16 protein-coding genes are annotated in these 15,577 nt (G+C 33.9%); 9 read left to right on the top strand and 7 right to left on the bottom strand.

Annotation, left to right across the window (positions count from 1 at the left end):
* Positions 1-129 precede the first annotated feature (129 nt).
* The 7 genes from ACFELY_RS06805 (at position 130) to ACFELY_RS06775 (ending at position 5,132) form a co-directional block, all read left to right on the top strand.
* The gene (locus tag ACFELY_RS06805) at positions 130-282 is read left to right on the top strand and encodes a hypothetical protein (protein WP_157905688.1); all 153 of its coding nucleotides are present in this window, start codon (positions 130-132) and stop codon (positions 280-282) included.
* The gene (locus tag ACFELY_RS06800) at positions 279-869 is read left to right on the top strand and encodes a TIGR02217 family protein (RefSeq protein ID WP_341759021.1); all 591 of its coding nucleotides are present in this window, start codon (positions 279-281) and stop codon (positions 867-869) included. The genes ACFELY_RS06805 and ACFELY_RS06800 overlap by 4 nt, the downstream gene beginning before the upstream one ends.
* A complete protein-coding gene (locus ACFELY_RS06795; RefSeq protein WP_375334008.1) occupies positions 866-1,639 on the top strand; it encodes a DUF2163 domain-containing protein in 774 nt (257 codons plus the stop codon). The genes ACFELY_RS06800 and ACFELY_RS06795 overlap by 4 nt, the downstream gene beginning before the upstream one ends.
* 122 nt (positions 1,640-1,761) lie before the next feature.
* Positions 1,762-1,935: a hypothetical protein gene (locus ACFELY_RS06790; protein WP_250310584.1), complete on the top strand. Its 174-nt coding sequence runs from the start codon at positions 1,762-1,764 to the stop codon at positions 1,933-1,935.
* Positions 1,922-2,368: a DUF2335 domain-containing protein gene (locus ACFELY_RS06785; RefSeq protein ID WP_094649503.1), complete on the top strand. Its 447-nt coding sequence runs from the start codon at positions 1,922-1,924 to the stop codon at positions 2,366-2,368. Before ACFELY_RS06790 ends, ACFELY_RS06785 begins: the two co-directional genes overlap by 14 nt.
* 233 nt (positions 2,369-2,601) lie before the next feature.
* Positions 2,602-4,479: a patatin-like phospholipase family protein gene (locus ACFELY_RS06780; protein WP_375334007.1), complete on the top strand. Its 1,878-nt coding sequence runs from the start codon at positions 2,602-2,604 to the stop codon at positions 4,477-4,479.
* Positions 4,480-4,574: 95 nt separating this feature from the next.
* Positions 4,575-5,132: a MepB family protein gene (locus tag ACFELY_RS06775; protein ID WP_375334006.1), complete on the top strand. Its 558-nt coding sequence runs from the start codon at positions 4,575-4,577 to the stop codon at positions 5,130-5,132.
* Positions 5,133-5,756: 624 nt separating this feature from the next.
* On the opposite strand, the gene ACFELY_RS06770 is transcribed toward ACFELY_RS06775, so the two are convergent.
* Positions 5,757-7,037 (bottom strand): glycosyltransferase family 4 protein, encoded by a 1,281-nt coding sequence (locus ACFELY_RS06770; protein WP_375334005.1) that lies wholly within the window; start codon positions 7,035-7,037, stop codon positions 5,757-5,759.
* Positions 7,038-7,198: 161 nt separating this feature from the next.
* Here ACFELY_RS06770 and ACFELY_RS06765 point away from each other — a divergent pair, with 161 nt between their 5' ends.
* Entirely contained in the window at positions 7,199-8,113 is a 915-nt protein-coding gene (locus ACFELY_RS06765) for an NAD-dependent epimerase/dehydratase family protein (protein WP_341749134.1), read from the top strand.
* The gene (locus ACFELY_RS06760; protein WP_375334004.1) at positions 8,110-10,563 is read left to right on the top strand and encodes a glycosyltransferase; all 2,454 of its coding nucleotides are present in this window, start codon (positions 8,110-8,112) and stop codon (positions 10,561-10,563) included. The genes ACFELY_RS06765 and ACFELY_RS06760 overlap by 4 nt, the downstream gene beginning before the upstream one ends.
* Positions 10,564-10,849: 286 nt before the next feature.
* Here ACFELY_RS06760 and ACFELY_RS06755 read toward each other — a convergent pair whose 3' ends face one another.
* The 6 genes from ACFELY_RS06755 to ACFELY_RS06730 all read right to left on the bottom strand — a co-directional run bounded on the left by ACFELY_RS06755 (position 10,850) and on the right by ACFELY_RS06730 (position 15,444).
* A complete protein-coding gene (locus tag ACFELY_RS06755; protein WP_375334003.1) occupies positions 10,850-11,341 on the bottom strand; it encodes a hypothetical protein in 492 nt (163 codons plus the stop codon).
* An 83-nt stretch (positions 11,342-11,424) separates the two neighbouring features.
* Positions 11,425-12,093 carry a glutathione S-transferase family protein gene (locus tag ACFELY_RS06750; protein WP_341748867.1) on the bottom strand — a complete coding sequence of 223 codons (669 nt, stop codon included), beginning with the start codon at positions 12,091-12,093 and terminating at the stop codon, positions 11,425-11,427.
* 15 nt (positions 12,094-12,108) lie between these two features.
* Positions 12,109-13,206, bottom strand: coding sequence for a redox-regulated ATPase YchF (ychF, locus tag ACFELY_RS06745; RefSeq protein ID WP_375334002.1), 1,098 nt, complete (start codon positions 13,204-13,206; stop codon positions 12,109-12,111).
* Positions 13,207-13,455: 249 nt separating this feature from the next.
* Complete coding sequence (locus tag ACFELY_RS06740; protein ID WP_375334001.1) at positions 13,456-13,890, bottom strand: GNAT family N-acetyltransferase; 435 nt, start codon at positions 13,888-13,890, stop codon at positions 13,456-13,458.
* Between the two features lie 3 nt (positions 13,891-13,893).
* Positions 13,894-14,538: an aminoacyl-tRNA hydrolase gene (gene pth / locus ACFELY_RS06735; RefSeq protein WP_094648827.1), complete on the bottom strand. Its 645-nt coding sequence runs from the start codon at positions 14,536-14,538 to the stop codon at positions 13,894-13,896.
* A gap of 294 nt (positions 14,539-14,832) precedes the next feature.
* Positions 14,833-15,444, bottom strand: coding sequence for a 50S ribosomal protein L25/general stress protein Ctc (locus ACFELY_RS06730; protein ID WP_375334000.1), 612 nt, complete (start codon positions 15,442-15,444; stop codon positions 14,833-14,835).
* Positions 15,445-15,577: the final 133 nt, after the last annotated feature.

Below are 15,577 nucleotides of genomic sequence, written 5' to 3'. Positions count from 1 at the left end.
TATAAAAAGATGGCTTGTTGATATGGATAAGGATTTTAGGTCGCTAATAAAAAATGATCTTATGCTATTAGAATGATATAGGTTAGGAGACTGCCTACGCTAATTAATTAATAAAATCAAAGGTAGATTATGAAAAAATGGCAATTACAAGAAGCTATATTTAATTCAGAAGAATTGGCTAGCAGGAGCAACGACGTCACCAACTTCTTATTAATTGACTATAATGATGAGGAGAAATTATTTGAAAGAGTTCAGGGTAAAGCAAGGGATATTGAATTATGAATTTTCATGATATACGTATGCCGGAATTTATTGAAACTTTTGCTGTTGGTAAACCGGAATTTGCTATTTCTTGTGCTATGACATTATCAGGTAGAGAAGTAAGAAATTTAGATAGAGAATATGCTAGACAAAGATATTTGATTAAAAATTGTCGTCTGAGTAGTTTTGAATTTGAGCAATTTAGCTCTTTCTTCAGAGCAAGAAGGGGAGGGAGTTTTTCTTTTCGCTTCAGAGATAATGTTGATCATCAAGTATCAAGGCAATTCATTGCTGAAGGCGATGGAAAATTAACCCAATATCAACTGATTAAATTATATGATGACCCAATTTTACCCTATGCTAGAACAATTAATAAACCGGTAGCTGGTAGCGAAGAATTTTATGTTAATGGTGTAAATTTGGATGTTCAGCTTGATTATAATACTGGATTAATAACTTTACCAAACCCATTAGATAGGGAGCAAATTTTGACAGGTAGTTTTACTTTTGATGTAGCTGTACGATTTGCTAATGATAGTTTTGAATATTCGTATTCTTCTGATGGGTCAATAGAATTATCGCAAATAGAGTTAATGGAGGTTATATGACAGAATATATTGATAATTCCATAGCGGTACATAATTTTACTTATTGTTTCCATCTCACGCTACAAGACGGTTTGGAGTTGTATCTTACTGAATCTGATAAATCTTTGTCAATTGATGGGATAAGATTTATGCCAAATTCTGGAATAACTTTAAAGGAAGGGGTTTTTAATGATTCTGCACAGAATTACATTATCTTAGAAGGAGTTTTTGAGAATAATGGAGTAGAGCAACATTATGATTTGACCCAGGCTATGGTCAGAATTTATACTAGTTGTGCTGATTCTTATAAGCATTTTGTTACTTATTGCTGTAGCCTTTATACTAAAAGGGATTTAGATTTTACTTTACGTTTAGAGCCAAATATGGGATATAATCAGTCGTTACTGCAATCTTTTAGTAAAAAATGTCGTGCTAATTTTGGAGATTTAAAATGCAAAATAGATAAAACAGTTTATAGTCAGATATATAATATTCAGGAAATATTTGGCAGAACTATAGTCATTTCAGATATTGATAAAGAAAGTGGTTATTTTAATTATGGGGATGCTATTTTAGCTAATGGTCAATTTTATAGTAAGATAATTAGTCATTCTGGAAATGTAATTATATTGGATCAATTAATTCCTGATAGTATGAAGTGTAATAAAACGGTTGATCTTACTATAGGTTGTGATAAAAACTTTATAACTTGTTGCAATAAATTCAACAATGCAGTAAATTTCAGAGGAGAGCCATTGATTCCTGATGATAATTTTATAAAAGTGATTTAGAGGAATTTAATCGTCTATTAGCGATGCGGCAATCTAATGAGTGTGGATTGCTACGACCATTACATGGTCTCGCAATGGCGGGAATGACGTAATAAATATGAAAATTAAATGAATAAAACCAAATGAGTAAAGATTTTGTAAGGCATTTCCTAACTGGTTTTTTTAGTATATTTAAAATATCTAAAACAACAATAAGAAAGAAGCCAGAGACAGATTTGTCTGAGTATTTTGTTAAAATAGAAAAATATATTAATTCAACATTTCAAGAAATAAAAAAAGAATATGAAAGAGAGTAAAAGCTTCTTTGCTAGTAATAATAGATTGAATAAAGGATATTCAAAAATTAACAATAATCCTAGAGAAAAAGATAATAGCTTCTATCGTAAGAAGTTTGAGCATGTTATGCCGCCTATAGATTTAATGGAAGAATATGAAAATCTTCATCCAGGCACCTTGGCAAAATTAATTGTTATGGCAGAGAAAGAACAAACGCATAGACAGCAAATGGATATTAAAAGTATTGAGGTTTATGAAAACATAACAAAAAAAGGGAGAGTTAGTGCGGTTATATTTATGATAATGGTCTGTATTACTACGCTAATTTTAGCAATGTTCGGGCATTTTATGATAGCTAGTATTTTTACTGTTTCAGTATTTTTAGTTATAGGAGCTGGATTATTCATATCTTCTACTAAATTTACCAGGCAGAAAGATTATCATAGAAGATGACAATAGCTACCCTGAAAAATTGTGGTTTCCGTACTCCTTGCAATGACTATAAGCCTATAACTCGTCATTGCGAGCGAACGTATGTGAGCGTGGCAATCCAAAAAAGTAACCCAAATGGATTGTTTCGTCGATCTAAGGGCTTCCTCGCAATGATGCTTATGCACAATGACGAGATATACATGATCTGTAAATGTCATGAGTAAGGTGGTAAAATTAAATATTGAGTAAAATTTATGGGTAATATAGAAGAAATGCTGGAAAGGCAAAAAACTCCTTTTGAGTATTTGGTATTTAGTGGGGGAGGAGCCAAGGGGGCAATATATTCCGGTGTTTATTCAGCCTTGGCAGAATCTGGAGCAGTTGGAATGGTTAAGGCGGTTGCAGGCTCATCTGCTGGGGCGATAAGTGCGGCGATGGTTGCCTGTGGTATCCCCCCTGAAGAATTTGAGAAAATTTCAAAAGAGACTAACCTTAAAGGTTTACTTGGTACGCAAGGATTTTCAGCTGGTCCGGTGCAGATTGGCAAGGATGGTACCCCATTATATGGTCTTTTAGATAAAACAATCAGAACAGGGGTATTTAATTTTTTGAAGGGCAAGAACTTTGGGGAGCTTTGTCAGTCAGGTCGTGATAGGATTGTACAACAGCAAGAAGAGTTAGAGCAAAAAAAGCAAGAGCTTTTAAACTCGATTGAACAATTAAAACAACAACATGGTGATAATAGTCAACAGATTAGTGATATAAATGAGAATATTCAAGGATTGGATTTTCAAAAACAACAGCTAAATAAGCAATTTGATAAAATTCAAACTATCATAGACTCTAATGGTAAAGAGTTCAGTGAATTAATGGAAAAATGCCAAGCTGGTGGGAAAATCCTTTTTAAGGATTTAGCTCTTTTAAGACTTGTTGACTCAGAGCAATTTAAAGATTTATTAATTACTGCAGTAAGGCGAGATAATGGTACGTTGCAAATTTTTAGTGCGGAAAATAGCCCTGATGTTGAAATTGCTTTAGCTTGCCGTGCCTCTGCTTCAATTCCTATAGTTTTCCAACCGGCAACAATTGATGGGGTTGAATATGTTGATGGGGGATATAGGGACAATGTACCTATTGGATATTTTCCTGAAAATGAGAGTAAAGTGGATTCTTCTGAAGAATTAGAGGATTCTGCCGAAGAATTAGATGGTTTTGATAATGTTGCTCTAGCAAAAAAACAGGGTAGGGTACTGGCTCTTGCTTTTGGTAGTGGTATGGATGCTTCAACAAATGTGGCAATATATAGTGCCAAGCCTTTTGACAGTCCAAGTGCTCTAATAAAATTTTTAATGGATGTAGTATATAAAACTCTGGCTCAAGTTGGTGGACATTTTAAATATACGGAAACTGATAAAGCTACTCTTACTAATTTACGTGAGAATGCATTAAACACGGTGACATTAGATACTCAAGGTATATCCACTCTTGATTTTGATGATGCTCAGAAATATGCAGGTTACTTGCATATTAAAGGACGTTTTCAGACGTTGGAATATTTAGATAATTACGAGTTAGGTAAGGGGGTAGATAAAAACTTTGAACAGCAAAAATTCCTTCTAAGCGTCTATGAGTTTTATGATAATGACAATTTGAATAAAACATTTGCTCATAAAATGTTAGACCATATAATTCCGGCAAAGCCAACTGAGAAAAGTTGGCAAGATCGTGATGCTACTCTAAGTCATCAAGCAAAAGCTGAGGCACTTTTATCTTTTTGTACTTCAGAACGTTGGGAAGGAAAAGATAATAAGAGTCCCTTAAAAGATTATGTTATACTTGCAGCAACTAACCGCAATAAAGAAGTTAGAAATGATACCAAGGCATTAGAATCGCTGATTAACACTTTAAACTCTCCAACAACATCAAGTAAAATTAAAGAAGATTTTATACAATTACTATCTATTGATAAAAAACAAGATAAAAGATTGAATACAGAAAAAAGTCCAGCAAAGAATATTGCGGAGTTTAAATTTACGAAAGAAGATTTTAGTGGTTTTTTAAGCAAAAATAAAAGTGAAGCTTTTCGTATTAGTAGTCAAGGGAAAGGAGTAGGGCGGGCTAAAGGTGGATAACGCTGAATATAGAATTACTTTATATATAGGTGCTGTTCTATTGCTCCTACTACCCAATTCTCCTGAATTGGGTATAACAAATCTGTGGGGTATTTGTGAATAATCTTATTTGTAACCGTACCAACAATTCTTGGAGTACTAATGATTTAATTCACTCGGAACTTATTGTATCGAGAGATTTAATATATAATCCATGTCAGTTTAGATGCTCTGAACCAGTAATAGAAAAGGAAAGTGCTGAATATGGAGCCTACATATTCAAACTAAATTCTATGAATGTTAGATTTCGTGTTGCTAAGATTACTCATACAAAAATTGGTCAATTTGTAACACTATGGAAGAGAATGGGGAATGGACCAATTCAGCCATATGATACTGCAGATTCAATTGATCTTTTTATTGTGACAACACGTAAAGGAGATAATTTTGGTCAATTTATATTTCCACAATCTGTTTTGTATAAATATGATATAGTTTCGCACAATAACCAAGGTGGTAAGAGAGCGATAAGGGTATACCCACCTTGGGATATTGTTATAAACAAGCAGGCTAAAAAAACTCAAGCATGGCAATTAGAATATTTTTTAGAGATACCAGGAAATAAACCAATTAACTACGAGAGAGTACAAATGCTTTATAATCATGTTAAATAGTTATTACTAATTTTGGATTGCATCAATACCACTAAAGTGCCTCCTTGCTAATATACGCCTTGTGCTTTAACTTTTTTCTGTGACCGCTCACATTCTAGGCTCTTATATCACATTTTCAAGATATAAGAGCCTAGTACTACAGTTGTAGTTTAGATGTGGGCATTCACAATTTTTTTGCTATTTTTTTGTGATGAATAAAAAACCTTATCACCAAGCGTCATTGCGAGGAGACCGTAAGGTCAACGAAGCAATCCATTTCTAATCACTTTCCTGGATTGCTTCGTCGGTCTGGCAACCTCCTCGCAATCTGATGTATCCCCACGAAATTGTTGTAAAATAATGCGAGTTGCCAATTAATTGATTTTAGTAAACCCTAGACTTCACAAGGTTTGAAGAACATTTAATCAGGTCAAAAAATGCAATAAATTCTCAAAATTAGAAATTTTTTAAAATACATAGCGTTTTGATTATACTTTCCACGTGTCAAATAGTTCGTAAACTGCTTGACATCTATGTTCCATGTAGCAAGAATTTCGTGGGGATACATCAGCTCGCAATGACATCTTATACTTGTAACCTTTTTTCCGTGAACACTCACATTCAATCTACAACTGTAGTACTAGGTTATCCATAAAAATTAACCATCTTCTCAGAGATTAATTGGTTATCATATTTTTCTAAAATATCTTGTCGAATTTTTATACCAAGATGTTTTCGTAACGAAGGCATAGTGATTAGCAGCTCCATAGCTATTGCTAAATCTTCTATATTTTGAGGTTTGACTAATAACCCATTTATTTTGTCTTGTATTAATTCTCTGCCACCTGGAGCGTTAGTAGTAATAATCGCTCTACCATATGCCCCAGCCTCTAAAAGGGAGCGGCTTAGTCCTTCACGATAGGAGGGTAATACGGCGATGTGGGCTTTTTTCCATATTTCTTCTATATCTTTCTGATATCCAAGATATTTGATATATCCTAGATTTTGGTAGTCTTCCAATATGGATTGTGCTATTGATTGTTTATTATTTTGTTCAGGCTGACCAACTAACCAGAATTCAGCATCGATATTTTTCTGTTTTAATATTTTTGCGGCATATATAAATTCATATACACCTTTATCAATAAGCATTCTAGCTACTAAGGCAACTACTATTTTATTACCTAACGGTTCTGGTAGGAGAGGGAATTTCTTGGTTTCTATACCGACACTACATTGTTTAATGACTAAATTTGGGGGAGCAATATGGCTAACCTGATTAGTACCTATCCATAGCAAACTGGGGTCATTGCGAGAAGGCATGAGCCGACGAAGCAATCCATTCCTGACCATTTTGGGATTGCCGCGTCGCCGCAAAGCGGCTCCTCGCAATGACGTTTGTGAATTTGCTGTAATGCTAATAGAGTTTGCTATACCTAATTTCACCACTAAAGCTAAATCATCATCATTTTGTACAACAAATAACATGCTTTTATAATAGCTTATTAGGGATAATATTTTAACTATGATCTTCCTAAGGCATTTTAGTAAAAATTTATTGCTGATAAACAATAAACCCATACCAACAAAAGTGTTAATGATTTGTGGTGTATTGCACAGAAAAGCACTGATACTTCCATAAAAAATTGGTTTTATAGTGAAATTATGTAATATATCAGGTTTTTCCTTATTTAATATTCTGATTAGCTTGATTAATAATAGTAAATCAGTAAAAAGGTTAATACTTCCACGCTTTATTGAAATTGGAATTACTGGTAAATTATGCTGTTCTATTTTATCTTTAAATTCACTAATATCTGTTAGTACTTTAACTTCATATCCTTTAATTTTAGCAGTCAAAGCAATTGGCAGAAGATGGTTATAAAAGTGCCAATCTGTATTTGTAAAAATAATGATTTTTTTCATTTATTTTTCTTTATAATAACTCTATAACATAAAATCATACTCAAATGATTTGGGAAATGGGGACAATAACCAAAGGGTGAGTACGCGAATTACCTACAGTCTTGCGGAGCAAACTCTTCAAATCATTTTAGTATAATTGAATTAAACTTATTATATAGTATATGTCAAGATATTTAGTCACTGGTGGGGCTGGTTTCATTGGTTCGCACCTTGTTAAATTATTAACCAAAGAAGGACACCAAGTTGTCATATTGGATGATCTTTCAACTGGTACCTTTAATAGTTCACTTGATAAAAATATTGAGTTTATTCAAGGAAATATTTTAGATCAAGATATTGTGAAGAAAGTATTTAGAAATATCGAGGGTTGTTTTCATCTTGCAGCAGTGGCAAGTGTGCAGGAATCAATTAATAATTGGCACTATAGCCATCAAGTAAATTTAACAGGAACCATTAATATCTTCCTTCAGGCAAGTAAACAAAATATTCCTGTGGTATATGCGTCATCTGCTGCTGTTTACGGTAAGATCAGTGATTTTCCTCTACAAGAAAATGGCAAAGTGAGTCCACTTTCTCCTTATGCGGCGGATAAATATGCCTGCGAGTTACAAGCTAAGGCTTTTGGCGAGGTTAAATCTCTTAAAAGTTGTGGTTTACGCTTTTTTAATGTTTATGGTACAGGACAACCTAAAAATTCTGATTATTCTGGTGTAATATCAATATTTAGAGAACAAGTGAAAGATGGTAAAGAGTTGGTGATTTTTGGTGATGGAAATCAAAGTCGGGACTTTATACATGTTTCAGATGTAACAAATATGTGTGTTAGAGCCTTATCTATGGCGGCATCATCGGCACCAGTACTAAATGTTTGCACAGGACGTGCCTATTCTATAAATGAACTTATTCAATTAATTGATAAAATCGCTGTTATCAAAGGAATAAAATATCTACCACCTCAAGTTGGTAGTATAAATACTTCTGTTGGCAGCCCAGAATTGGCTCAGCAGATGTTAAATTATAAAGCAACATATGAGTTAGCAACTGGATTATTAGAGTTATTTAGCGTAAATTTATGAATTCCAAAGAAACCCTGATTTTAGTAGCGGATATTAGGGGGTGGGCTTTTGATAACGTTGCTTCGTTTGTTCAATCTTTGTTAAATGATCAATATGATTGTCATATAATTTATAGTTGTGATTATAAAACATCGGAGGAGTTTTTAATTAATTTAAACCAATATAATTCTATTAAATTAATACATTTTTTTCATCGCGGGTATTTAACGCACTTACTGCAAATTATAGCAGATAATGGTATTAACACTAATAGTAATATTGAAAAATTATTAAATATTGCCATTACCATTAGCATACCTGATCATTTATTTATTGAAAATGAATCTGACATACTAAAAAATCTACCAACTTTCCGATTTATTGACAACTACTACACTAGCTCTAAAAGATTGTATGATATTTATGCAAATATCCCAGAATATCCAAAACCGTGGCAAGTAATTTATGATAATGTATTAATTCCAGATTCACAAATTGCTCCTGATCCTAAAATTGGTTTAGCCTCTAGTCAGCTAGTTATCACATGGATTGGTAATAGTGCTTGGGAAAGTTGGTATAGTACTATTGACGATTACAAAGGTCTAAAAACAGTAATTATGCCAGCCCTAGAACAGCTTGAGCATGAGAAAATTCATATCAAAAAATGTATAATAGATAAAAATAAGCGACTACACTCAAAACAAGAAGTTTGGGATACTCTAAAAGAAACAGACATTTTGCTAATAGCCTCAGTGCAAGAAGGAACACCGTTGACGCTTATTGAAGCAATGGCATTTGGTTGTGCAATTATTACTACTGACGTGGGGATTGTCCGGGAGGTGCTACCTGATATACAACATCAGTTTATAATCAATAGAAATCATCCGTATCTTACGGAGGCAATAAAAAAATTAGATGTTGACCGAGATTTACTAGCAAAAATTAAACAGCAAAATTTCCTTGCTTATCAAAAAATCTTTGCCGATAAAGCCCATTTGCAAAATTTATGGCTTTCGTTTATAGATATTTCAGTAAAAAATCATAACAAAAAACAAAATTTACAAATAAAGCAACAAATTTTAAGAGATATCAACCTTGTTAATAAGGGCGAAGCTCCATCGATAATTGATAAAATCCGTTCTATTCGTTTGTTAAAAAAGATAGCACAACCTCTTCTAAGATATTATTGGGTTAGATTGCTTGCTAGACGAATAATTACAATGCTTTATTCTTGTTCTTCAGAAAATGATTATGATAATTTTAAAAATTTTATAATCAAATACCAAGGACAGCAAAAGGATATTAGACCTCTTACAAAACTCGCTTATGCTGAGGAATTTGTAGGAGACACGGAACGCAGAACCGCAGCGTACTCTAGTGTATGTGAGGATTCGAGTACCGCATCATTGTCCAAATTACCAGCAGAAGTAGAGTTTTACAAGAGGTCTATTGACGATATCTACGTAATATATTCTAGTACTTTTCCTGGAGTCGCTAACTCCACTAAAGAATTATTTGACCAAATAATTCCTTTTCCTATAGGCAAAGCAAATATTTTGCTAAATTATATTAATGCATATTTACCCAACAAAATTATCACTAAAATAGCTCAGTTAATTATCAAAACAGGCATTAAAAAATTAGTTATATCGGGTGGGATTGATGTTCATGCTCAATTAGTAGAAAAGTTGCATGAGCTTAAGGCTGATAATTATTTAGATATTTACTTTTTATGGCATGGTTCTCCTGCCCAATGGGTAGATTCTCATCATTGCCAAGATTTTTATAAATGGTTAAATTTATATAAACAAAATAAGATTAAGGCTATTATCACCCTGAAGAAAGGTCTAGAACAATTTTTGATAGCTAATGGTATTCAATCTTATTTATTACAAAACTTCATACCATCAATGCCTGAAAAAAAGGTGATAGCTATAGAGAATAGTAAATTTACAATTGGTATATGGAGTGCTTCTAGCATATGGATAAAAAATCTCTATCCTCAATTTGCTGCAATAAGTATGTTGAAAGATAAGGTTTCTTGTTACACTAATTGCCATTTTAATGACAATAAACATGCCTGTTGGATGATGCAGGATGTAGAGCTTAAAGTTTTTCCAGAGCAATTACCACATCAAGAACTAATAAAACTTATTGCCAATACTAATTTAACTTTATACATTACTAATTCAGAATGTTCACCTATGATAGTTTTAGAGAGTCTAAGTTTAGGAGTGCCTTGCTTAGTTGGTCCTACAGCAGATATTTATGATGATCAATTTTTACGTGATATGTTAACTGTTAATCGCGTTGATTGTCCGCTGACCATATTTAAAGCAATAGAAAAGGTTCAACAAAATATTGATATGATACGTTCCAAACTACCGGAGTTTATTAGAAAATATAATAAAAATGCTCTTGCTTTAAAAAACTATTTGCTAACAGTCATAAATAATGATCATAATAGGTGAGGGGAGTGATAGGCTTATGGATTGCCACGCTCACGTGCGTTCGCTCGCAATGACGTATGCATATAACTCGCTTGTCATTGTGAGGAGGCGTAAGCCGACGAAGCAATCCATTTTTGGATTGCCGTGTCGCCGTAAAGCGGCTCTTCGCAATGACGTTAGTTTACATTGATAAATGCTAAGCTAATCGGGTTAGCTGTAGTTACTTACTCATTGATGCTTGTGTCCCTTTACCCATAGCAGCCTCTTTTATTGCCGAACCTAGATTAACAACACTCTTGGCAACGTCTCACATGGCTATAGCATTGTTTAAACTACTTTTAACTATAGTACTAACTGCCTTACATGAACATTTTATTACATTCACCACCGCATTTAAAATCTTATTATCTTTGACGGCATTAATGGGTGCCTCAAATATTTTTTCAACTTTTTTTAATTGTTCTGTAGCAAAATCTTTTAAGCGACCTGTAAGAGTTAGTGAAGAGCTTAATTTATCTAGAGGTTTTTTATGATCTACACTATCAGCGAATTCCTTGAGTTTTTCAAATGAACTCATAAATTCCTCAAACACCTTTCCTGCTTTCTCAAATTCTAATTTCTTTACCCCAGAAAAAGCCTTACTAGCAGTACCAGAAAAACATTTACGTGCTTCCTCCAGATTCTTTTTTACTTCTTCTAGTTGTCGCAAGGCTAGAAAAGTACCAGGCATTTCTCCTATATTACTCTTTAGCTCTTCTGCAGACAAACTATCTTGAACTTCATCTACTTTTTTACCCATAATTTCCTCTGATTATTTAATTAAATTTTTTATCCATGGACTTCACTAGAAATTGTAGCAGAAAATTCCCCTTATCTCAATCATTAAAAATCTAAATCGGCGTAGCATGTGGGTGGAGTAAAACCTGGGATTTTGTCTTGTAGTAGGGAGCGAAAGCTAGGTCTGGATTTGACTATTGCATACCAATGACGAATAGATGACCATTTATCCCAGTTAACTTCACCGAAATAATCTAGAACGGAGATATGACAGGCGGCAGCTATATCTGCACAGCTTAAGGAATTTGATGCAATAAAGCTACGTAACTCCAATAAATTGGACATATAGTTCAAGTGATGTGACAAATTAGTCTTTGCTGCTCTAAGAAAATCGGTTCTAGGTCCCCCTAATTGGCAGGATGGTCTTACTATTTTTTCATCGATAATAATTTTTGTTACTTCGCGGTAAAATTTTTCATTAAACCAACTGAGTAATCGACGGATTTCGCATCTAATATCAAAATCTTCGTCCATAAAATTAAAATTTGGATATTTTTCATGGAAATACTCAGTGATCGGATAAATTCCTGCTATAATTAAATTGGATGCCTCTTGTAAGACCGGTAAAGTACCCGCCTGATTTAAAGACAAAAATTCCTGATTCCTCTGCCAATAATCCTCTTTAACCATAGTAAATTGAGCATCTAGTTCTTTTAGCAACACCCGAACCTGACGTGATAATGGACAAATAGGATAATGGTATAATTTTCTCAATTAACTACCCTTGATTTAAACATTAAACCTAAAATGCACTACATCTCCATCTTGCATTTTATACTCTTTGCCTTCTAAACGCATTTTACCCATTTCTTTGGCTTTTACTTCCCCATTAAACTTTATATAATCCTGATAGCTAGTGACTTCAGCCCGAATAAAACCTTTTTCGAAATCAGTATGAATAATACCAGCTGCTTTAGGAGCCAGTGTACCATTACTAAAAGTCCAGGCATGGGTTTCTTTCGGTCCAACAGTAAAAAAGCTTTTTAGATCTAATAAATTATACATTTCTCTTATAATTTTACTCAGACCTGTTTCCGCAAGCCCTATACTATTTAAGAACTCAATTTTTTCCTCTTTACTTTCCAAAACTGCAATATCCGCTTCAATTTTCGATGAAATGAGGACATGTTTTGCCCCTTCTTCTTCAGCTTTTTTTGCTACAAGCTCGGTAAATTTATTACCAGTAATCGCCTCATTTTCCAAGACATTACAAGCATATAAAACTGGCTTAGAAGTCAATAATTGCAATTGATCTAACATTTCTTTGCTATAAGCCTTGCTGATGCTGCGTACTGGCTTACCTATCGCTAGAGTTGCTTGAATTTCTTTTAATAACTCTACTTGATCTTTTAAAGCTTTATCGCCTGTTTTTAAACGTTTCTCAGCATTCGTTAAACGTTTTTCTACCGATTCAAGATCAGCTAAAATTAATTCTGTTTCTATTATTTCAGCATCATATATTGGATCAATCTTATTATGTACATGAGTAATATCTATATCCTCAAAACAACGTAATACATGCAAAATAGCATCGACCTCTCGTATATGAGATAAAAACTTATTACCAAGCCCCTCACCTTTACTAGCCCCTTGTACCAAGCCAGCAATATCGACGACTTCTATATAAGTAGGAATAATTTTAGTAGAATTAGCAACAACTGCCAACTCATTTAGCCTAATATCCGGTACTGATACTATAGCCGAATTTGGCTCTATAGTGCAGAAAGGATAATTAGCCGCTTCTGCTGCAACACTGGAAGTTAAAGCATTAAACAAAGTTGATTTTCCTACATTTGGCAAACCAACAATACCACATCTTAATGTCATAAATCTAATATCATAAATTTCTATTCATATAGTTAACCCAATTGGTATTTACCATGGATTGCTTCGTTGCCACCAAAGTGGCTTCTCATAATGACGCTGGGGGTATATATACGTCTATTAGCGATATTATATTTAAACGTCATTGCGAGAAGGCGTAAGCCGACGAAGCAATCCATTTCTAACCATTTTCTTGGATTGCTTCGTAGCCACCAAAGTGGCTTCTCGCAATGACGAAGTAATGCTAGGAAGCTATAAATCTTTCCTTAAATAATATACTTCCGAATCTTTAGCATAGCCACTTCTTACAAACTCTAATTTAAAGCCTAATTTTTCATAAAATGGTCTGGCTTGCCAATCGGTAGTGCATACAGTCATAAATTTACAATTACGCTCTCGTGCTACATCTTCCACCTTTGCCATCAGTAAAGTACCATAATTTTGACCACGAAAATTCTCAGAAACCCATAACATGTCAACATACAAACAATCATAAAAACTCTTGCCATCTACACCAGCAACAAAGTTTTTATCATTATCAAAACAGGCAAAGGAAAATGATTTTATAACATCAAGCCCCTTCTTGACTTTAGCCTGCTCATTTAAACCATTCTCCATTACCTTCATATATTGTGCATCTATGCTATTATCTGCATAGACTATCTCTAAATGTGATTGTCTCTCCATAATTTAAACTACACTCCTGTTAAATTCTTCTACTTTGCCTGAAAGCAATAAATGGAAATTATTGGTTATTACATCAATGGAACTAATAATAATTTTATATTCTTCTTTAGAGAAAGGAGCTAAGACGTAATCCGATACATCATCATATGCCGCTGGTCTTCCTACCCCAATTCTGATACGGTGATAATCATTCCCTATACACTGATCCAATGATTTTAAACCATTATGCCCACCACTACCACCAGCTAATTTATATTTTATTCGACCAATTTCTAAATCTATATCATCATGTAAAACGAAAATATTTGGTGGGTTGATATTATAGTAAGAACATATGGCTTGTACTGCTTTACCGGACAGATTCATATAAGTTACAGGTTTTGCCAATAGTAATTTCTGTCCGTCCACTATCCCTTGTGCCAGTTCTGCATGAAGTTTGGATTTTGTATTCCAAGAAATTTTATAGTATTCTGATAAATAATCGACAGCTATGAAGCCAACGTTATGACGAGTATTTTGATACTCCTTGCCTATATTTCCCAAACCTACAACAAGTACACTCTTCTGATTTGAATATATATTTGAAGGCTTTGAAGAATTGGCTTCGCCAATAATTGAGGGATATTCATGCGTTTTTGATAATGTCATTATTACGACCTTTTGTCATTTCCACCCACTATTGTCATTCTCGCCCACTATTGTCATTCCCGCGTAGGCGGGAATCTAGACCCCGCACTGAAGCAGGGATGACACAAAAACGGATTGCTTCGTCGACCTACGACCTTCCTCGCAATGACGTTTGAGATGCATACACGTCATTGCGAGCGAACATATGTGAGCGTGGCAATCCATAAATTGTCATATGGATTGCTTCGTCGACCTACGGTCTTCCTCGCAATGACGGCTAAAGCTTACACACTTCTCGCAATGACGATTATATAATTATTTTGCTTTTACTTCTTCAGTTGCAGTTTCTTCAGTTTCTGCCTTACTACCCTTACGCCCAATGATAGTAGCAATAATAAAATCACTTTTACTAGCTAGCTGAGTTCCTTCAGGTAATTTAATGCCTTTAGCTTTTAAAGACTGACCTATTAGCATATTGCTAACATCAATATTAATATTTTTAGGTATATTATTGACATCGCATAAAAGAGTTATAGTTCTTTTTATAATATTAAAGAATCCACCCCTTTTAACTCCCAAAGCTCTTTCTTTACCTTCGTAAACCACTGGGACTTCCATTGTTTGGGTTTTTTCTTCTAAATGGACAAAATCAACATGCCTAACTATGTCAGTAATCGGATGCAATTCTATAGCTTTTGGTAATACTTTATGGGTTTTGTTCCCCACTTTAATTTGAACAATGGATGATATAAAACCAGGCTTTCTATAGTGCTTAGTTATTTCTTTTTCTTCAATAGAAACAGCAAGTGGCTGTTTATTTGCTCCATAAACCACAGCAGGAACCATACCTCTTCTGCGTAGGTCTCTTGCAGCTCCTGTCCCAAATTTCTCCCGCATTTCCGCTGCAAGTTCTAATAGTTCACTCATCTTTTTCTCCCAAGAGATTTTAATAATATGAGGTGATGATAGTACTAAATGCTAAAAAATTCAAGTATTAATTTGACAAGACGTTTGACTATTGTTTACTATAGATGCTCATATCTAAAGTTATTAAGAGGTT

Origin of the sequence: Candidatus Tisiphia endosymbiont of Xenochironomus xenolabis, from assembly GCF_964264705.1 — a bacterium.
GTDB lineage: Bacteria > Pseudomonadota > Alphaproteobacteria > Rickettsiales > Rickettsiaceae > Tisiphia.
This window is presented reverse-complemented; position numbering and strand designations above follow the sequence as displayed.